The sequence below is a fragment of the Pseudomonas sp. NFIX10 genome (genome assembly GCF_900111955.1).
Taxonomy (GTDB): Bacteria; Pseudomonadota; Gammaproteobacteria; order Pseudomonadales; family Pseudomonadaceae; genus Aquipseudomonas; species Aquipseudomonas fluorescens_AA.
In genome coordinates, this window is record NZ_FOKH01000045.1 from 27,129 (window position 1) to 47,176 (window position 20,048).

Genomic DNA, 20,048 nt, shown 5'->3' on the forward strand with positions numbered 1-20,048 from the left:
CAGGACTGCCGCTATCGCGAGCAAGCTCGCTCCCACAGGGGGCCAGTGGTGTTTTCTGGATCGCACTCACACGCGCCGGAACACTTTTTGCTGCCAGATGTGATCGCCGCCATTGCGTCGGCGTCATTACTGCCTCAATTTAGCGTCATTGCCCGTCAGGCCCTTGCACTTCATGTCATCGAACTCGTTTAGCCAGTCTTTGCGTCGCCTTTGGGCGTTGGATAAGTTCAGTTATAGCGTGCGGGTGTTCATCGCCCTGACCGGCAGCATGGGGCTGTGCTGGTACCTGGACGAGATGGCGCTGCTGATTCCCCTCTTCCTGGGCATCATCGCCAGTGCCCTGGCCGAGACCGACGACAGTTGGCAGGGCCGCCTCAACGCCCTGGCCGTAACGCTGGTGTGCTTTACCGTCGCGGCGTTGTCGGTGGAGTTGCTGTTCCCGTATCCCGTACTGTTCATCATCGCGCTGGCCCTGGCGAGCTTCGGCCTGACCATGCTCGGGGCCCTGGGCGAACGTTATGGCGCGATTGCCTCGGCCACCTTGATTCTTTCGGTCTACACCATGATCGGCGTGGACCAGCGCGGCGGCGCGGTCACGGACTTCTGGCACGAACCCGTGCTGTTGGTGGCCGGCGCCGCGTGGTACGGCCTGCTCTCGGTGCTGTGGCACGCGCTGTTTTCCAACCAGCCGGTGCAGCAAAGCCTGGCGCGGCTGTTCCGCGAGTTGGGACGCTACCTCAAACTCAAATCGTCGCTCCTGGAGCCGATCCGCCAACTCGACGTCGAGGCCCGTCGCCTGGAACTGGCCCAGCAGAATGGCCGGGTAGTCGCCGCGCTCAACAGCGCGAAAGAAATCATCCTACACCGCGTGGGCAACGGCCGGCCGGGCTCGAAGGTCAGCCGCTACCTGAAGCTGTACTTCCTGGCCCAGGACATCCACGAACGCGCCAGTTCCTCCCACTATCCCTACAACGCGCTGGCCGAGGCCTTCTTCCACAGCGACGTGCTGTTCCGCTGCCAGCGCCTGCTGCGCCAGCAAGGCAAGGCCTGCCAAGCGTTGGCCGAGTCGATCCAACTGCGCCAGCCGTTCGTCTACGACGACACCTTCGCCGAGGCCCTCAACGACCTGCACGCGTCCCTCGAACACTTGCGCATCCAGAGCAACCCGGCCTGGCGTGGCTTGCTGCGCTCGTTAAGGGCGCTGGCGGCAAACCTGGGCACCCTGGACCGCCTGCTCAGCGACGCGAGCAACCCCGACGCCCTGGCCGACGCCACCGACAGCAGCCTGCTGGACCGCTCGCCGCGCAACCTCAAGGATGTCTGGCTGCGCTTGCGCACCCAGCTCACGCCCACCTCGCTACTGTTCCGCCATGCCCTGCGCCTGCCCCTGGCGTTGAGCGTCGGTTACGCCGTGGTGCACATGATCCACCCGTCCCAGGGCTATTGGATCATCCTCACCACGCTGTTCGTGTGCCAACCCAACTACGGCGCCACCCGACGCAAGCTCGGCCAGCGGATCATCGGCACCGCCATCGGCCTGACGGTGGCCTGGGCGTTGTTCGACCTGTTTCCCAATCCACTGGTGCAGTCGTGCTTCGCCATTGCCGCCGGGGTGGTGTTCTTTACCAACCGCACCACCCGCTACACCCTGGCGACGGCGGGGATCACCATCATGGTGCTGTTCTGCTTCAATCAGGTGGGCGATGGCTACGGGCTGCTGCTGCCGCGGCTGTTCGATACCTTGCTCGGCAGCCTGATCGCCGGGCTGGCGGTGTTCCTGTTCCTGCCCGACTGGCAAGGTCGGCGGCTGAACAAAGTGCTGGCCAACACGCTGACCTGCAACAGCATTTACCTGCGCCAGATCATGCAGCAGTACGCCGTTGGCAAAAGTGACGACCTGGCCTACCGCCTGGCCCGACGCAACGCCCACAACGCCGATGCCGCGCTGTCCACCACGCTGGCCAACATGCTGATGGAGCCGGGGCACTTCCGCAAGGAAGCCGATGTGGGGTTCCGCTTCCTGGTGCTGTCCCACACCCTGCTCAGTTACTTGTCCGGCCTGGGCGCCCACCGGGGCACCGAACTGCCGACGCAAGTGCGCGAACAGTTGATCGACGGTGCCGGGGTAAAACTGGCAGCGAGCATCGACGAAATCGCCCACGGCCTGGCGAGTAAACAGCCGATCGCGATCCAGAGCGACGAAGAGGAAGCCTTGGCCAGCGAGCTTGAGCAGATGCCCGATGAAATCGACGAAGGACAGCGCCTGGTGCAGACGCAGCTGGGGTTGATCTGTCGACAGTTGGGGCCGTTGCGGACCTTGGCCGCGCATCTGATCAAGGACACCAGCGCGACTTGAGAGTTGTGGTGAAGAGGCCAGTCCAGGCAACTCAACCCTTGAGCTCACATCCCATGTTGCTTGAGCAATCGCTCATAACTCCCGTCCGCCTTCATCGCCGCGATCTCCCGATCGAACCCGGCCACGATCTGCTCATGCTCCGGGTTCTTCAGGCTGACCAGGATGTGCAGGCTGTTTTCGCTCAAGGGTTTGGGCAGGAACTCCACGGCGCTGCGCACCTTGGGCGATTCGCGTGCCAGGTAATAGCGGGCGACGAACTCGTCTTCCAGAGTCAACTTCACGCGGTCGGCAGCCACCATGCGCACCGCCATGGCGAAGTTATGCACCGGGACTTTCTGCATTTGCGGGTCTTCATCGAAGTCCTTGGAATAGGCATAACCGCGCACGACAGCGATGGGATAGGCACGCAGCTGTTGCAGGCTGTCGAACTGGATCGCCTCGTCCTTGCGCTTGATAAAGCGCACGCGGTTGATCAGGTATTCAGCCGAGAACCGGCCTATATGGGTGCGCTCCTCGCTGTACCAGGCGTTGATCAGCACGTCATAGCGGCCTTCGCCGATGCCCAGCATCGCCCGGGCCCAGGGCACCTGTTCGAAGTCCGTGGCATAGCCGGCCCGCGCCAGGGCGGTGCTGACGATATCGGTCGCCAGGCCGCCATTTATCAAGGTGGAATCGGTAAAGGGCGGCCAGGCATCGGCGACCAGGCGCAACTTTTGCGCGCAAGCCTCGTAGCTCAGCAACAGCAACCCGATCAATGCAAGAGTTCGATGCAATCGCGGCATGCCAAACGTCCTTGACGGGTTCAAAGCCCGGTTTTTTTTAGCCGAAACTCAACAGGCATCCTCGGACACCCGGTCCTAACATTAGCTCATTGGAACCGCAGCGCAGGGCTGTCACGAAGATTACACAAAGACGATAGCACCGCGACAAAGGAATGATGGCATTTTGGTCTTTGTCACAGATTTTCCTGTCGCGCGAGCAAGAGACTTCCGAGCCAACCACGCTTAATATCGGCAGCAGGTTCTTCAGGAAATTCAAAAAATGGATATCGAGTGGGTCTGCAAACATCACAGTGACCTGAGCAAGGAACAGCTGTATGCCATCCTCAAATTGCGCTCCGACGTGTTCGTCGTCGAGCAGAACTGCGCCTACCCGGACGTCGACGGACTGGACCTGGAGGGCGACACCTGCCACCTGATGGCCTGGCACGACAACCACTTGGTGGCCTATCTGCGCTTGCTCGACCCGCACTCGCAAAACAGCGACGTAGTGATCGGGCGCGTGATCATCGCCCCCCAGGCACGCGGCCAGGGGTTGGGCCACACGCTGATGGAACAAGCGCTCAAGCAGGCCGAGAAACATTGGCCCGGCACATCGATCTCATTGTCGGCCCAGGCGCACTTGCAGGGGTATTACGGGCGGTACGGGTTTGAAGCGGTGGGGGTGGAATACCTGGAGGATGGGATTCCACACATCGGTATGCATCGACCTTGATGACGGCATCGCGAGCAAGCTCGCTCCCACAGTGGATCCAGGTCGTACATCAATTGCCTGTTCACCGAAGATCGACGTGGGAGCGAGCTTGCTCGCGATAGGGCCAGCCCGAACACCACCCTGCAATCAGGGATACTCGAGCACCGCCTTGATCCGCGGCAGATTCGCCTCGATCCACCCCCGGTCAATCGCCCCCCAGTCGCGAATCCGATAACGCCCGGCGTGGTTGCGAGCGCCTTCCTCTTGTTCGAACTCACACACGATATCCAGGTCCGCCAGCGCCGCGACCGTGTCCTGGGCAGTGCGTCGCGGCATGCCGGTGACTTCAGTGAGCGCCGGGACGTTGCTGGCCACGCCGCTGTCGATCAGGTAGGCCACGTACAGGCGACGGTAGAAACTGGTCTTGGTCTTGCTCACGTCCATCCGGTCAGTCCTTGTGAGGTTGCAGGTCACGCCAGGTCAGGTACACCCGCAGGTCGAATTCCAGTTGGTGATAGCCCGGCAGCATATGTTCGCAGAGTTGGTAGAAGGCCTTGTTGTGCTCCGACTCCTTGAAGTGGGCCAACTCGTGCACCACGATCATCTTCAGGAACTCGGGCGCCGCGTCCTTGAACAGCGCCGCGATGCGGATTTCCTTCTTGGCCTTGAGCTTGCCGCCCTGCACCCGCGACACCGCGGTGTGCAGGCCGAGGGCGCGGTGGGTCAGGTCCAGGCGATTGTCGAACAACACCTTGTCGATGGCCGGCGCGTTACGCAGGTATTGCTGCTTGAGGTCCAGCGCATAACCGTACAGGGCCTTGTCGCTCTGGATCGGATGCCGCCCCGGGTAGCGCTGTTGCAGGTAATCGCCCAGGCGGTCCTGGGCGATCAGTTGCTGCACTTGGGCTTGCAGGGCGGCGGGGTAGGCCTGGAGGTATTTGAGTGCGGTCATCGGCGGCAACACAGTCACAAGAGGTCGCCAGTGTAGCGAATTCAGGCCTGCACCGCGCTCCAGTCGAAGGGCGTGGCGAAGGTACTGGTGTCTTCGGCCATCAACGGGCGCGCCACCAGGAACCCCTGCACGAACTCGCAGCCGTGGGCGTGTAGCCACAGATACTGCTCGCGGGTTTCCACCCCTTCGGCAATGACCCGCAAGCCCAACTGCGTACACAGGTCGATGACCGAGGCGGCCAGCGCGGCATCCCGGGGCGACCCTGGCAGACGGGCGATCAAGTGCCGATCCAGCTTGAGGGTGTCGAGTTCAAGGTCGCGCAGATGCGTCAGCGAACACGGCCCCGAACCGAAGTCATCCAACGCCACGCGCACCCCGAGGTGCCGGAGCAGCCGCAATTGCTTACGGGTTTCATCGGGGTTGCGCATCAGCGCATCCTCGGTCACCTCGACCTCCAGTTGCCGCGGTTCCAAGCCATGGCGCTCCAGGACCTGGCGCAACTCGGTCACCAGGTTCGGCATGCCGAACTGAGTGCTGCTCAGGCTTACCCCCAACACCAGGTCGTCAGCGAACAAGCGTTCCCAGACTTTGCGCTGGGCCGCGCTGCAATGATAAATCCAACTGCCCAGCCGACTGATCAATCGCGCCTCTTCCAGCAACGGCAGGAACAGGCCCGGCGGCACATCGCCGACGCTCGGGTGCTGCCAGCGCAACAGCGCCTCGAACCCACGGATCCGCCCGTCGATGATGCTCACCTGCGGCTGGTAGACCAAATTGAAATCGCGGTTCTCGATGGCCGAGCGCACACTCTCTTCCAGCATCAGCCGTGAACGGGCTCGACCGTTCATTTCGTGATCGTAAAAACGGTACTGCTGGCGACCGGCCCGCTTCGCCTCATACATGGCGATGTCGGACGCCCGTAGCAACCCGTCGAGGTTGGCGCCACAATCCGGATACGTGGCGATGCCGATGCTGGCGCCGAGCGCTACGTCCATGCCTTCGATCTGCTGGCAGATCGCGACGCGCTCGATGAGTTTCTCCGCGATCTTGGCCGCTTGCTCCGGGAATTCCAGATCCAGCAACGCCGTGAACTCGTCACCGCCCAGCCGCGCCAGGATATCGAACGGGCGCAGGCTGGCCTTCAACTGCTCCGACACCCAGCGCAATACCCGGTCCCCGGCATCATGGCCCAGCGAGTCATTGACCCGCTTGAAGCCATCGAGGTCCAGGTACAGCAGCACCCAGTTGCTTTCCAGTCGCTCGCTGCGCATCAACAGGTTTTCCGCGGTCTGGTAGAAGCCCCGACGGTTGAGCAAGCCGGTCAGCGGGTCCGTGACGGCCTGGTATTCGAGCTGCTGGTGCAAGTGGCGAACCACGGACATGTCCTGGAGCGTCACCACCATCGCCTTCTGCTCCGAGGGCAGCGGCGCGCAGGACAAGGCCACCGACACCTGCTGGCCGGGTGCCGTGCGCAGCACCGCGTCATGCAGTCGCCAGGTTTCACCGCGCCGATAGGCGTTGTGGATATCGGAATCGACCCACTCGGGAATATGGGGTTTCTGCAGGAAATCCAGGAACGGCATCCCCTGCAACTGGTCGGCGGTGGCATTGAGCAAACGGCAGGTCGACGGATTGGCGAAGCGGATACACCCATCCTCATCCACCACCAGGATGCCTTCGGCGGCGTTGTCCAGCACCGAGGCATTGAAGGCCCTGGCCGCTTCGAGATCCTGGCTCAGACGCTGCAAGGCCCGGCGATTACGCTGGTGCTCGAGCAATGCCTGGACCTTGGGCTTGAGGATTTGCGGATCGAAGGGCTTGAACAGGTAGTCCACCGCGCCACTGGCGTAGCCCTTGATGACCGCGTCCTGGGATTGCTCGTTGGCGGTCAGGAAAATGATCGGCGTGAGCCGCGTGCGCTGGCTGCCACGCATCAGGCGCGCGACTTCGAAACCGTTCATGTCAGGCATCTGCACATCCAGCAGAACCAGATCGATGTCGTGTTCCAGCAGCAGGTTAAGCGCCTCGACCCCCGAGGACGCAGTCATCACCCGCCAATCCTGCCGCTGCAACAAAGCCCTCATGCTGAGCAGGTTTTCAGGGTAATCATCAACAATCAAAAGGACAGAGGTGTCTTCGCCGGGCGTTGGTTGCGCGCATTCCATGCTGCTTCTCTTATCGGGCGCCACGTCCGTTTTTACGTAGCAAAGCGGACAAATACTGTCCCCTCACTCTAGACCGGGATTTTGAAAAGCAGTAGGTGTCATCACGCCATCACCCGGACAAAGCCCGAAATAGCCGACTAACGGTCACCCTCTTCAGGCACAGAAACTGCAAAGACCCAATCGACGAACAATTGACGTCAAACATTCGCCGAACGGTCAACAAGAAAAAGCCCAGTCCAGCGTTCTGAAACGCTTCAAAAGGGCGGTTTAAAGCCTCCCGCTACGGCGTCCACCTTTACATCTCGACACGCAGGACCTGGACATGATCGATCTCGCAACCTGGAACTTGAGCATCCCCGAAGGCAGCCCACCGGCAACCATTTCAACCCCGCTGCTGGTACAGGGGTTCAAGGACCAATACTTCAACTCCGAAACCGGGACCCTGTTCTTCTGGGCACCGGTGACCGGCGCCAAGACGGAAAACGCGATCTACCCGCGCAGCGAACTGCGGGAGACCTACAGCAACGGTACGTTGCGCAACTGGCTGTACTCGGCGGCGGACAACAAACTGGCCGCGACCCTGACCGTCAACCAAGTGCCCAGCAGCGGCAAGATCGTGATCGGCCAGATCCACGCCAAGGACAGCACCAGCCCCATGGTGAAGCTGGAATACCAGTACAAGACCTATAGCTCCACCGGCAACATCGTCGCCAAGGTTCGCATGCGCCCCGACGATGCAACGGGCCAAGTGATCACCATCGCCACGGGCATCAAGCTCAATCAATCGTTTTCTTACCTGATCCACCTCAACCGTGCAGGTCTCTTGGCCATCAACGGTGCCGGGTACCAGTGGAGCAGCACCGTTAGCAGTACCTGGAGCGACAAACCGTTGTATTTCAAGGCTGGCGTGTATGTGCAAGACAACACCGGCTACGTCACAGAAGGCGGGAAAGTGACCTTCAGCATGCTGGATATCGATCACAACCTGTGATTGCGCCTTCTCGTAGCGCCATAGCAGCAGGGACGCTGCTTGCCTCGTGCGACAAAAATCTCCCTATCCGCTGCTTGACGCCCCACAACAGGGCGCCATAGACAGATGCCATATCGCCATGTTCCCGAAAAATTCCTATTAGCCGACTAACGGTCAACTGTTTCGGGCACCAAACCGGCAAATGCAACTCTGACGGACTGTTGACGCCAACCCTCCGCCGTACGAACGTGCCAAATACTCGTTCGCGCCCTCTTTTGGCCTCAGCAAAAGCGCGTCTTAGAGCCCTCCGGCTGTGGCGTAATCATTTCTTCTTCTCAGAAAGGATCCGAACATGGTCGATCTTGCAACCTGGAACCTGAGCATTCCCGAAGGCAGCCCGCCGAAGACCATCGAAACCCCTCGGCTGGTGGATGGATTCAAGGATAAGTACTTCAATTCAGAAGGCAGCACGGTGTACTTCTGGTCGCCTGTCACCGGCACCAAGACTGAAAACGCGATCTACCCGCGCAGTGAATTACGGGAAACCTACAAAGACGGCACCTTGCGCAACTGGGTCTACCCTGACGCCGACAATAAATTGAGCGCGACTCTGGTGGTCAACCAAGTGCCCAGCAGCGGCAAGATCGTGATCGGGCAGATTCATGCCAAGGACAGCAGCAAACCCATGGTGAAACTGGAGTACCAGTACAAGGATGACGGCAAGACTGGCGACATCGTTGCCAAGGTCCGCATGCGTCCCGATGATGACGAGGGTCGGGTTATCACCGTCGCGTCCGGCGTGAAGCTGGCCCAGTCCTTCAGTTATCGGCTTCACCTTGATCGTACCGGTGACTTGGGTATTACTGCGGCGGGTCGTAGCTGGTACACCACCGTCAGCTCCAAATGGAAGGTCAAGCCGTTGTACTTCAAGGCTGGTGTGTATGTGCAGGACAACAGTGGCTATACCAGCGAAGGTGGGAAGGTGACGTTCAGCAAGTTGGATATCGATCACAACACTTGATTGTGGGCTTTCGATAGAGAGATACCGTGTGTATATCCGTTGCTGCGGTAACGGCGGCTTATGGTTCCGCTCTTACAGCGGGTCACTTTTGGAAGAGCGCCAAAAGTAACCAAAAGCGCTTTTGCCCCACCACTCGGCACCTCGCCTAGGCTCGGTGTGCCCGAACGCAGGCATTGCTCCGTGGGCCCGCCGCGAAGGGCCATCCATGGCCCAGCGCGGCTATCCCGGCATCCATGCCGGGATGCCCACTCCACAATACCTGCGTTCGGCCAGCGTGGTTAACGGGGCGCCGAGATCAACGTCCACCGCGAGGCGGCTTGCCAGCCGGCCTGGCTCTCACGGTCGTACTCCGATCCAATTGTGGGAGCGGGCTTGCTCGCGATGGCGGCCTGACAGCCGACCAATCTCTACCGGTTGCACCCGATCCCAACTGTGGGAGCGAGCCTGCTCGCGAGACGGCCTGACAGCCGGCCAGTCCCTCCCGGTTGCCCTCCGATCAACCACAGCATCTGCCATTCCCTCAGGCGCAGCGACAGCAAATACTGCGCACCTGCCCTTCTGAAAGTCTCGTAGGAAAACACGCACCGTGGCGAGGGAGCTTGCTCCCGCTGGGCTGCGAAGCGGCCCCTTTTTTTCGTCAGACCTACCCGATGCCCAATGTTTACGGGGAGCTGCGCCCCCGAGCGGGAGCAAGCTCCCTCATCACAGGGGGTTGCGTGCGTCCTACAGCTCGGTTGCTGGGTCAAAAATCCGCTCTGAATCCGCTCTATAGTTAGGGCCGTCGCTGGCTTTGGTCAGTGACGGGGGTTTCGCAGCCCAATACAGAGGAATACACCGTCGAATGAAAATTCAGGCAAACTTGCCCGCGTTCATTTTATGGCGGTTGCGCGCGGGAGATCTTTGGGTCTGCCGAGTTTGATTCCTCTTCGGTCTGCGAACCCGCGCGTAGCTGCCACCCGTTTGTTTCGCAGCGAAAAGGTGGCATTTCTTTTTTTTGAGGAATTAAACCTTATGACGTCGAATCAATCGTCCAACAGCTTCACCCCGCTAACCCCAATCGCCACCACCCACCCCGTCCTGTTCATCGATAAAACCGCCCCATTGACCGAACTCCACGCCTGCGCCAGCGAACGCCTGCACGCCACGCTCGACTACCTGACGCTGATGGCCTGCACCACACTGCGCGATTCGGCCGAGACCGACATCAACACCATCACCAACATCGCCCGGATCATGGTCCAGGATGTGGCGGATGTTTTTGGAGTGATTGAACAGCGCGGGCTCGAAGGGCAGTAAAGCTCCCCTAAGAAGCAAGCTTGCTCAATATCCTCATCGACAGTGACACCGCCTTCGCGAACAAGCTCGCTCCCACAGGAGAAACGCGGTCACCCCTAAACCAGGTCGGCTATAAGGCCGCCTCGCAGTGGACGTTGATCTCGGACGCCCCGTTAACCACGATGGCCGAACGCAGGCATTGTGGAGTGGGCATCCCGGCATGGATGCCGGGATAGCCGCGCTGGGCCATGGATGGCCCTTCGCGGCGGGCCCACGGAGCAATGCCGGAGTGAGGGCATGCCGAGCCTAGGCGAGGCACCGAGTGGTGGGGCATAAAGCGTTTTGGTTACTTTTGCGCTTCTCAAAAGTGACCCGCCGTAAGGGCGGAACCATAAGCCGCCGTTACCCAAGAAACGGATATACACACAAACCCCACCCATAAAAAAACCCGCATCACTGCGGGTTTTCTCACACCACTGAAGGAAGCCTTAGTTGACCTTGGCGTTCAACTCACCCTTCAAATACCGCTGATACATCGCTTCCAGCGAGATCGGCTTGATCTTCGAAGCATTACCGGCAGTCCCAAACGCCTCATAACGCGCAATGCACACATCACGCATGGCCGTCACAGTGGCGCCGAAGAACTTGCGCGGATCGAACTCGCTAGGATTGGTCGCCATCAAACGACGCATGGCACCGGTAGAGGCCAGGCGCAGGTCAGTGTCGATGTTGACCTTGCGCACGCCGTACTTGATGCCTTCGACGATTTCCTCAACCGGCACGCCGTAGGTTTCCTTGATGTCGCCACCATACTGGTTGATGATCGCCAGCCATTCCTGCGGCACCGAGGACGAACCGTGCATCACCAGGTGGGTGTTGGGGATGCGCTTGTGGATTTCCTTGATGCGGTCGATGGCCAGCACGTCGCCGGTAGGTGGCTTGGTGAACTTGTAGGCGCCGTGGCTGGTGCCGATGGCGATGGCCAGGGCGTCGACCTGGGTTTTCTTGACGAAGTCCGCCGCTTCTTCCGGGTCGGTCAGCATCTGGCTGTGGTCCAGCATGCCTTCGGCGCCGATGCCGTCTTCTTCACCGGCCATGCCGGTTTCCAGCGAACCCAGGCAACCCAGCTCACCTTCCACCGACACACCGCAGGCGTGGGCCATGGCCACAGTCTGCTGGGTGACGCGGACGTTGTATTCGTAGTCGGTCGGGGTCTTGCCGTCTTCGCCCAGGGAACCGTCCATCATCACCGAGCTGAAGCCCAGTTGGATGGAGCGCTGGCAGACGTCCGGGCTGGTGCCGTGGTCCTGGTGCATGCACACCGGGATGTGCGGAAATTCTTCGATCGCCGCCAGGATCAGGTGACGCAGGAACGGCGCGCCGGCGTATTTGCGGGCACCGGCCGAAGCCTGGACGATCACCGGAGAGTCAGTCTTGTCAGCGGCTTCCATGATGGCGCGCATCTGCTCAAGGTTGTTGACGTTAAAGGCTGGAACGCCGTAGCCGAATTCGGCTGCGTGGTCCAGCATCTGACGCATGCTGATAAGTGCCATTGTGTCTCTCTCCCGGTCGAGGGTCGTTAATCGTGCCAGCCTGCCGGAGCGGCGGCGGCTATTCAAGTCATTGCGGATCGGGGGTTGGCCCGAGCCGCGTGGTCGATATCGCTAAACCCAAATACTGACGCGATCCCTGTGGGAGCGAGCTTGCTCGCGATGAGGGCGGTACATTCAACATCACTGTTGCCTGATACACCGCTATCGCGAGCAAGCTCGCTCCCACATCTGGATCTCTGTGGATCAGTTCAATCGTATTTACTGCGCCTTGCAGCCACGCCCAATCAAGTCATTGGTGGCGACCCAATACACCAGGCCTTCCTCACCCTTGACGTGAAAAGCCAGCATGTCGTCGCTGTACAGCGAACCTTCGGCACCCGGCTCAAGCTTGAGGCGATAAACCTTATCGGCGCCGCCCAGGCGTACATCGACTTCCTTGCGGGCGGCATCGGTGTAGCGCCAGAGCACTTTCGCCTCGCTGTCACAGGTCCAGCTCGTCCAGCCCTCTGCCACGGGCTCGGACGACTGCAAAAAACCCAGTTGCGAACAACCGGCCAGCCATGCCAACGCCATAACGGCGATCAAGCCTTTCATCCATGTTCCTCGACGGACGGCACACGCCGCCCGCCATGAGTTAAGAGTCAGACCCGTCAAGGACAACCATGTTCCTTGGCCGGGGTTTGCGTCTCGTATTTGTCCAGGCCGTCCGGTCCGGAACGCTTGTTCAGCACCGGATTCGTCTCGGCCTGCCAGTCGGCCTGGTAACAGCCTTCTTCGGGCGTCGGTGTGCCGGTTTGCGGAGCCGGAGCCTGCGGGCTGCTCGAGCAAGCCACCAGCATCGTTGCCGCCAGCAACAACGTGAACGTCTTGACCATCAGAACACTCCTTTGCCTGGTCAACGCAGCCTCAGGCCTTGGCCCGGCTTTCCAGGACTTCCACGGCCGGCAGCACCTTGCCTTCGACGAATTCGAGGAACGCGCCACCACCGGTGGAAATGTAGGAGATCTGGTCGGCCACGCCATATTTGTCGATGGCCGCCAAGGTGTCGCCGCCGCCAGCGATAGAGAACGCGGAGCTTTCGGCGATGGCCTGGGCCAACACCTTGGTGCCGTTGCCGAACTGGTCGAACTCGAACACACCGACCGGGCCGTTCCACAGGATCGTCTGGGAGGATTTCAGCAATTGGGCGAAGTTGGCTGCGGTTTGCGGGCCGATGTCGAGGATCATGTCATCGTCGGCCACGTCGGCCACCAGCTTGACGGTGGCCGTCGCGCTTTCCGCGAATTCCTTGGCCACGACCACGTCCACCGGCAACGGTACGCTGACCTTCGCGGCGATTTCCCGGGCGGTGTCCAGCAGGTCCGGCTCGTACAGGGATTTGCCGACCGGGTGACCGGCGGCGGCGAGGAACGTGTTGGCGATGCCGCCACCGACGATCAACTGGTTGCACACCTGGCTCAGGCTGTTGAGCACGTCCAGCTTGGTGGAGACTTTGGAGCCGGCAACGATGGCGGCCATCGGCTGGGCCGGCGAGCCCAGGGCCTTGCCCAGTGCGTCCAGCTCGGCCGCCAGCAACGGGCCTGCGGCGGCGATTTTGGCGAATTTCGCCACGCCGTGGGTCGAACCCTCGGCGCGGTGAGCGGTGCCGAAGGCGTCCATCACGAATACGTCGCACAGGGCGGCGTATTGCTGGGCCAATTCATCGGCGTTCTTTTTCTCGCCCTTGTTGAAGCGCACGTTTTCGAACAGCACGACATCACCGGCCTTCACATCGACACCGCCCAGGTAGTCAGCGACCAACGGCACGTCGCGGCCCAGGGCACGGCTCAAGTAATCGGCTACCGGCTTGAGGCTGTTTTCCGCAGAGAACTCGCCTTCGGTCGGACGGCCCAGGTGGGAGCAGACCATCACGGCCGCGCCTTTTTCCAAGGCCAGCTTGATGGTCGGCAGCGAAGCCAGGATACGCGCGTCGCTGGTGACAACACCGTCCTTGACGGGGACGTTGAGGTCTTCGCGGATCAGTACGCGCTTACCTTGCAGATCGAGGTCGGACATCTTCAACACGGTCATGGGTCGCAATTCCTGGGTAACTGTTTAGAGAGCAGGTTTTTTCGAAGCGGTTTGCAGGTAATGCTCGGCAACGTCCAGCATTCGGTTGGCAAACCCCCATTCGTTGTCGAACCAGGCCAGGATGTTCACAAGCCGCGGCCCGGAAACACGGGTCTGGCTGGCATCGACAATGGCCGAATGAGGGTCATGGTTAAAATCACAACTGGCGTGAGGTAACTCGGTGTAAGCCAGGAGGCCTTTGAGCGGGCCACTGGTGGCGGCTTCGCGCAGGATCCGGTTGACCTCGGTGGCGTCGGTATCGCTCACGGTCTGCATCGTGATGTCGAGGCAGGACACGTTGACCGTCGGCACCCGCACGGCTTTGGCCTGAATTCGCCCGGCAAGTTCCGGCAGCAGGCGTTCGATGCCGCGCGCCAGACCAGTGGACACCGGAATCACCGATTGGAACGCCGAACGGGTGCGGCGCAAGTCTTCATGATGGTAGGCGTCGATCACGGGCTGGTCGTTCATTGCCGAGTGGATCGTGGTGATCGACACGTATTCCAGACCAATGGCCTGGTCCAGCAGGCGCAACAGCGGCACGCCGCAGTTGGTGGTGCAGGACGCGTTGGACACCAGCAGCTCTTCGCCGGTCAGGCAATCCTGGTTCACGCCGTAGACGATGGTGGCGTCGACATCCGCTTCGCTGGCCATCGGCTGGGAGAACAGCACTCGCGGCGCGCCGGCCGCGAGAAAACGCTGGCCATCTTCGCGGGTGTGGTAGGCACCGGAACACTCGAGCACCAGATCGACATCCAGGGACGCCCAATCGATGCCTTCGGGGGTGGCACTGCGCAGCACTTTCACGCAGTCGCCATTGATAAGCAGACAATCGCCCTCGACCCGCACTTCGCCGGGAAACCGGCCGTGGGTGGAGTCAAAGCGTGTCAGGTATTCGATGCTGGCCATGTCGGCCAGATCGTTGATGGCCACAATCTCGAACCCAGCCTTGGCTCCTCGCTCGAACAATGCACGCAAGACGCAACGACCTATCCGGCCGTAGCCGTTGAGTGCAACTTTGTAGGGACGCGGTTGGGGCATGGGGTTCTCGATTACCGTGGTGAATCCTGCAGTTCAGTATTGCCTGAGCCTGCGCTATCGCGAGCAAGCTCGCTCCCACAGGATCGGTGGAGAACCTTGTGGGAGCGAGCTTGCTCGCGATGGCGTCAGCCCGACGATGCAACTTTCGGATCAGTCTTCCAGCAGCTCTTCAGCCTGCCCCAGGATGTTTTCCAGGGTGAAGCCGAACTCCTCGAACAGCGCCGGCGCAGGCGCCGATTCGCCGTAGGTGGTCATGCCGATCACGCGGCCTTCCAGGCCCACGTACTTGTACCAGTAATCGGCATGGGCAGCCTCGATGGCGATCCGCGCGCTGACTTGCAGCGGCAATACCGCCTGCTTGTAGCCGGCATCCTGGGCATCGAACACGCTGGTGCACGGCATGGACACGACGCGTACGTTGCGGCCCTGCTCGGTCAGCTTGTCGTAGGCCTGGACGGCCAGGCCGACTTCGGAGCCGGTGGCGATCAGGATCAGTTCCGGCTCGCCGATGCAGTCCTTGAGCACGTAGCCGCCGCGCGTGATGTCGCCGATCTGGTCGGCATCGCGGTTCTGGTGCTGCAGGTTCTGACGGGAGAAGATCAGCGCCGATGGGCCGTCGTTACGCTCGATGGCGTATTTCCAGGCCACCGCCGACTCCACCGCATCGCACGGACGCCAGGTGTCCAGGTTCGGCGTGCAACGCAGGCTCGCCAGTTGCTCGATCGGCTGGTGCGTCGGGCCGTCTTCGCCCAGGCCGATGGAGTCGTGGGTGAACACATACAGAATGCGTTTTTTCATCAGCGCCGACATGCGCACAGCGTTGCGGGCATATTCCATGAACATCAGGAAGGTGGCGCCGTAAGGCACCAGGCCGCCGTGCAGCGCGACGCCGTTCATGATTGCGCTCATGCCGAACTCGCGAACGCCGTAGTACATGTAGTTGCCGCTGGCGTCTTCGGCGCTGACGCCCTTGCAGCCTTTCCACAGGGTCAGGTTGGAACCGGCCAGGTCGGCCGAACCGCCCAGCAATTCAGGCAGCAATGGGCCGAAGGCGTTCAGGGTGTTCTGGCTGGCCTTGCGGCTGGCGATGGTTTCGCCCTTGGCGGCGACTTCAGCGATGTACGCCGAGGCTTTTTCGGCGAAGTCGGCCGGCAGCTCGCCGCTGAGGCGACGCACCAGCTCGTTTGCCAGCTCGGGGAATTCGGCGGAATAGGCAGCGAAGCGCTGGTCCCACTCGGCTTCGAGCGCACGGCCCTTTTCCTTGGCATCCCATTCGGCGTAGATGTCAGCCGGAATTTCGAACGGGCCATGGTTCCACTTCAGCGCGGCACGGGTCAGGGCGATTTCCTCGGCCCCCAACGGCGCGCCGTGGCAGTCTTCCTTGCCTTGCTTGTTCGGCGAGCCGAAACCGATGGTGGTCTTGCAGCAGATCAGGGTCGGCTGGGCGCTTTTGCGAGCGGTCTCGATGGCGGTCTTGATCTCTTCCGGGTCGTGACCGTCGACGTTGCGGATCACCAGCCAGTTGTAGGCTTCGAAGCGCTTGGGGGTGTCATCGGTGAACCAGCCTTCGACTTCGCCGTCGATGGAGATGCCGTTGTCGTCGTAGAACGCGATCAGCTTGTCCAGGCCCAGAGTGCCGGCCAGGGAGGCAACTTCATGGGAAATGCCTTCCATCATGCAGCCATCGCCCAGGAATACGTAGGTGTGGTGGTCGACGACGTTATGACCTGGGCGGTTGAACTGCGCCGCCAGGACTTTCTCGGCGAGGGCAAAGCCCACCGCGTTGGCCAGGCCCTGGCCCAACGGGCCGGTGGTGGTTTCCACGCCTGGGGTGTAGCCATATTCCGGGTGGCCCGGGGTGCGGCTGTGCAACTGACGGAAGTTCTTCAGGTCATCGATCGACAGGTCATAGCCGGTCAGGTGCAGCAGCGAGTAGATCAACATCGAGCCGTGGCCGTTGGACAGCACGAAGCGGTCACGGTCGACGAACGAGGGGTTGCTCGGGCTGTGCTTGAGGTAGTCGCGCCAAAGCACCTCGGCGATATCCGCCATACCCATGGGGGCACCGGGATGGCCGCTGTTGGCTTTCTGCACGGCATCCATGCTGAGGGCACGAATGGCATTGGCACGCTCACGACGGCTGGGCATCGCTGTTCTCCTGCGGGTATTGAATCGAGAATGAATAAAACGAAACTGAAAAAGGCGAGCATTTTCCCTCACCCACCCGCCCCGGGGCAATGACAGATAGTCATCCTTGAGCGTTTTTCCGGTGGATAAAGTCGCATTCGCCGGGTGAAACCTTTCCGCTGATGACCTGTAGAGTCAAGCACGGATCGGGAAGTGCCATTTATCATCCAATATCAAAACTTTTTGATATTGAACTTGCGAGGATCCAAACCCCTCTCTAGACTGCCCTCAACTAGACCGCCCTCCCTGGGGACGGACCGCGCCACTAAAATGAAACAGACTGCGCCACTATATGAACCTGCCCGCGCCCTCCATTCGCCAAGACGACTGCGATGAGCTGGCGGCCCTTTGCAAGGCCGGCGGCGATCCGTTGCGGCTCAATGTATTGCGCGCCCTGGCCAACGATTCGTTCGGCGTGCTGGAACTGGCGCAGATCTTCGGCATCGGCCAGTCCGGCATGAGTCACCACCTCAAGGTCCTGGCCCAGGCCGACCTGGTGGCGACCCGCCGGGAAGGCAACGCCATTTTCTATCGCCGCGCCCTGCCCCACCCCGACCTGCTGGGCGGCAAACTGCACGCAGCGCTGCTGGACGAAGTGGACGCACTGAGCCTGCCGACCGACGTACAGGCTCGCATCGCCCAGGTTCACGGACAACGGGCGGCCGCCAGCCAGGACTTCTTCGCACGGGTCGCCGAAAAATTTCGCGCCCAGCAAGACCTGATCGCCGGCTTGCCGCAATACCGTGAAAGCGTGGTGGCGCTGCTCGACAAATTGAGCTTCGAGCCTGCGGCCACGGCGATCGAAGTCGGCCCCGGCGATGGCGCCTTTCTGCCAGAGCTGGCGCGGCGCTTCAGCCAGGTGACGGCGCTGGACAACAGCCCGGCCATGCTCGAACTGGCGCGCCAGGTGTGTGAGCGCGAGGCCCTGGCTAATGTACGCCTGCAACTGGCCGATGCACTGGACGGCATGAGCCTGCAGGCCGACTGCGTGGTATTGAACATGGTGCTGCATCATTTCGCCGCGCCGGCCGATGCACTCAAGCACATGGCCCGCCTGCTGCAACCGGGCGGCAGCCTGCTGGTGACCGAGTTATGCAGCCACAACCAGAGCTGGGCCAGGGAAGCCTGTGGCGACCTCTGGCTCGGCTTTGAACAGGACGACCTGGCCCGCTGGGCCACCGCAGCGGGCCTCGTGCCCGGGGAAAGCCTCTATGTAGGCTTACGTAATGGTTTCCAGATCCAGGTTCGCCACTTTCAGCGACCCACTGGCGACACTCACCAACGGTAACGTGTAGGAAAACATCGAGATGAGCGAATACTCCCTTTTCACCTCCGAGTCCGTGTCTGAAGGGCATCCGGACAAAATCGCCGACCAGATTTCTGATGCGGTGCTGGACGCCATTATTGCTGAAGACAAGTTCGCCCGGGTGGCGTGCGAGACTCTGGTGAAAACGGGCGTGGCGATCATCGCTGGCGAAGTCACCACGTCGGCCTGGGTCGACCTGGAACAGATCGTTCGCGACGTCATCCTGGGCATCGGCTACAACAGCTCCGACGTCGGCTTCGACGGCGCGACCTGCGGCGTGATGAACATCATTGGCAAGCAGTCCCCGGACATCAACCAGGGCGTTGACCGGGCCAAGCCTGAAGACCAGGGCGCAGGCGACCAGGGCCTGATGTTCGGCTACGCCAGCAACGAGACCGACGTGCTGATGCCGGCCCCGATCACCTTCTCGCACCAGTTGGTTCAACGCCAGGCCGAGGCCCGTAAATCCGGCCTGCTGCCTTGGCTGCGCCCGGACGCCAAGTCCCAGGTGACCTGCCGCTACGAAGGCGGCAAGGTGGTCGGTATCGACGCCGTCGTCCTGTCGACCCAGCACAACCCTGAGGTGTCCTACAAAGACCTGCGCGAAGGCGTGATGGAGTTGATCGTCAAGCACGTGCTGCCTGCCGAGTTGCTGTCCAAGGACACCCAGTTCCACATCAACCCGACCGGCCAGTTCATCATCGGCGGCCCGGTGGGCGACTGCGGCCTGACCGGTCGCAAGATCATCGTCGACAGCTATGGCGGCATGGCCCGTCACGGCGGTGGCGCGTTCTCCGGCAAGGACCCATCGAAGGTTGACCGTTCGGCCGCCTACGCCGGTCGTTATGTCGCCAAGAACATCGTGGCCGCCGGCCTGGCCGAGCGCTGCGAGATCCAGGTGTCCTACGCCATTGGCGTCGCCCAGCCTACGTCGATCTCGCTGAATACCTTCGGCACCGGCAAGATCGGCGATGACAAGATCATCAACCTGGTCCGCGAAGTGTTCGACCTGCGTCCATACGCCATCACCACCATGCTCGACCTGCTGCACCCGATGTACCAGGACACCGCCGCCTACGGTCACTTCGGTCGTACGCCAGAGACCAAGACCGTCGCTGGCGATACCTTCACCACGTTCACCTGGGAAAAAACCGACCGCGCGGACTCCCTGCGCGCCGCTGCCGGCCTGTAACACCCGCGTGTAAGGAAAAGCCCCTGGCGACTGGGTCGCCAGGGGCTTTTTTTATTAAAAAATTAAAGTCAGGCACCGCTTCTGTGGCGAGGGGATTTATCCCCGTTGGGCTGCGATATAGGTAGTCCGTTCCTTGCTCCCCCATACTGATACTCGCTGGAGTCCGGTTGTCGCGAGGAAGGAACATGCACCTGCGAGCTACGAATAGGGCTGCAACGCATCTCGATGATTACTGCTTCACCTTCGAGCCCAGCAGGTGCGCTTGCGCCCTCTAACGAACACTCAGGGAAAGCCGGGCACGGCTCTCTATATCGCCTTCGCTGGACGCAAGCATGCATGTTCCTGCATGTACTTTAGCGTCTGTGGAGGTGTGCAATGCAAACGCTCTTGTCTCAGAAATTCACTGCTTATATCGGAATTGATTGGGCCGATACCAAACATGACGTCT

At 61.1% G+C, this 20,048-nt stretch carries 17 protein-coding genes; 7 read left to right on the top strand and 10 right to left on the bottom strand.

Features of this window, described 5'->3' with window-relative positions; translation table 11 throughout:
* Positions 1-172: 172 nt before the first annotated feature.
* A complete protein-coding gene (yccS, locus tag BM321_RS28025) occupies positions 173-2,356 on the top strand; it encodes a YccS family putative transporter (RefSeq protein ID WP_092446197.1) in 2,184 nt (727 codons plus the stop codon).
* A 44-nt stretch (positions 2,357-2,400) separates the two neighbouring features.
* Here the strand turns inward: yccS and BM321_RS28030 are convergent, their stop codons facing one another.
* Positions 2,401-3,138, bottom strand: a complete 738-nt coding sequence (locus BM321_RS28030; protein ID WP_092446199.1) for a substrate-binding periplasmic protein — start codon at positions 3,136-3,138, stop codon at positions 2,401-2,403.
* A 259-nt stretch (positions 3,139-3,397) separates the two neighbouring features.
* On the opposite strand from BM321_RS28030, the gene BM321_RS28035 reads away from it, so the two are divergent.
* On the top strand, positions 3,398-3,850 hold the full coding sequence (locus tag BM321_RS28035) for a GNAT family N-acetyltransferase (protein ID WP_092446201.1): 453 nt from the start codon (positions 3,398-3,400) through the stop codon (positions 3,848-3,850).
* Positions 3,851-3,976: 126 nt separating this feature from the next.
* Here BM321_RS28035 and BM321_RS28040 read toward each other — a convergent pair whose 3' ends face one another.
* The 3 genes from BM321_RS28040 to BM321_RS28050 are packed head-to-tail and all read right to left on the bottom strand — an operon-like array spanning position 3,977 to position 6,946.
* Positions 3,977-4,273, bottom strand: a complete 297-nt coding sequence (locus BM321_RS28040) for a winged helix-turn-helix domain-containing protein (RefSeq protein WP_092446203.1) — start codon at positions 4,271-4,273, stop codon at positions 3,977-3,979.
* A gap of 4 nt (positions 4,274-4,277) precedes the next feature.
* Positions 4,278-4,781 carry a M48 metallopeptidase family protein gene (locus tag BM321_RS28045; protein WP_092446224.1) on the bottom strand — a complete coding sequence of 168 codons (504 nt, stop codon included), beginning with the start codon at positions 4,779-4,781 and terminating at the stop codon, positions 4,278-4,280.
* Positions 4,782-4,822: 41 nt separating this feature from the next.
* The gene (locus BM321_RS28050; protein ID WP_092446205.1) at positions 4,823-6,946 is read right to left on the bottom strand and encodes a putative bifunctional diguanylate cyclase/phosphodiesterase; all 2,124 of its coding nucleotides are present in this window, start codon (positions 6,944-6,946) and stop codon (positions 4,823-4,825) included.
* Between the two features lie 322 nt (positions 6,947-7,268).
* Here BM321_RS28050 and BM321_RS28055 point away from each other — a divergent pair, with 322 nt between their 5' ends.
* The 3 genes from BM321_RS28055 (at position 7,269) to BM321_RS28070 (ending at position 10,233) form a co-directional block, all read left to right on the top strand.
* Positions 7,269-7,937 carry a polysaccharide lyase family 7 protein gene (locus tag BM321_RS28055; protein WP_092446207.1) on the top strand — a complete coding sequence of 223 codons (669 nt, stop codon included), beginning with the start codon at positions 7,269-7,271 and terminating at the stop codon, positions 7,935-7,937.
* Between the two features lie 331 nt (positions 7,938-8,268).
* Positions 8,269-8,937 carry a polysaccharide lyase family 7 protein gene (locus BM321_RS28060; protein WP_092446209.1) on the top strand — a complete coding sequence of 223 codons (669 nt, stop codon included), beginning with the start codon at positions 8,269-8,271 and terminating at the stop codon, positions 8,935-8,937.
* Between the two features lie 1,011 nt (positions 8,938-9,948).
* Positions 9,949-10,233: a fructose-bisphosphate aldolase gene (locus tag BM321_RS28070; RefSeq protein ID WP_092446213.1), complete on the top strand. Its 285-nt coding sequence runs from the start codon at positions 9,949-9,951 to the stop codon at positions 10,231-10,233.
* Positions 10,234-10,700: 467 nt separating this feature from the next.
* On the opposite strand, the gene fba is transcribed toward BM321_RS28070, so the two are convergent.
* The 6 genes from fba to tkt form a co-directional block, all read right to left on the bottom strand.
* Entirely contained in the window at positions 10,701-11,765 is a 1,065-nt protein-coding gene (gene fba / locus BM321_RS28075; protein WP_072346296.1) for a class II fructose-bisphosphate aldolase, read from the bottom strand.
* A 258-nt stretch (positions 11,766-12,023) separates the two neighbouring features.
* Positions 12,024-12,359 carry an MliC family protein gene (locus BM321_RS28080; RefSeq protein ID WP_092329794.1) on the bottom strand — a complete coding sequence of 112 codons (336 nt, stop codon included), beginning with the start codon at positions 12,357-12,359 and terminating at the stop codon, positions 12,024-12,026.
* A 56-nt stretch (positions 12,360-12,415) separates the two neighbouring features.
* Positions 12,416-12,640: a hypothetical protein gene (locus BM321_RS28085; protein ID WP_092176548.1), complete on the bottom strand. Its 225-nt coding sequence runs from the start codon at positions 12,638-12,640 to the stop codon at positions 12,416-12,418.
* A gap of 31 nt (positions 12,641-12,671) precedes the next feature.
* Positions 12,672-13,835, bottom strand: a complete 1,164-nt coding sequence (locus tag BM321_RS28090; RefSeq protein ID WP_092204913.1) for a phosphoglycerate kinase — start codon at positions 13,833-13,835, stop codon at positions 12,672-12,674.
* Between the two features lie 24 nt (positions 13,836-13,859).
* On the bottom strand, positions 13,860-14,915 hold the full coding sequence (gene epd / locus BM321_RS28095) for an erythrose-4-phosphate dehydrogenase (RefSeq protein WP_092446215.1): 1,056 nt from the start codon (positions 14,913-14,915) through the stop codon (positions 13,860-13,862).
* A gap of 150 nt (positions 14,916-15,065) precedes the next feature.
* Positions 15,066-17,063 (bottom strand): transketolase, encoded by a 1,998-nt coding sequence (gene tkt, locus BM321_RS28100; RefSeq protein ID WP_092446216.1) that lies wholly within the window; start codon positions 17,061-17,063, stop codon positions 15,066-15,068.
* A 331-nt stretch (positions 17,064-17,394) separates the two neighbouring features.
* On the opposite strand from tkt, the gene BM321_RS28105 reads away from it, so the two are divergent.
* Both BM321_RS28105 and metK read left to right on the top strand, forming a co-directional pair.
* Positions 17,395-18,390 carry an ArsR/SmtB family transcription factor gene (locus BM321_RS28105; protein WP_092446218.1) on the top strand — a complete coding sequence of 332 codons (996 nt, stop codon included), beginning with the start codon at positions 17,395-17,397 and terminating at the stop codon, positions 18,388-18,390.
* Between the two features lie 19 nt (positions 18,391-18,409).
* Positions 18,410-19,600 carry a methionine adenosyltransferase gene (gene metK / locus BM321_RS28110; protein ID WP_092446220.1) on the top strand — a complete coding sequence of 397 codons (1,191 nt, stop codon included), beginning with the start codon at positions 18,410-18,412 and terminating at the stop codon, positions 19,598-19,600.
* Positions 19,601-20,048 lie beyond the last annotated feature (448 nt).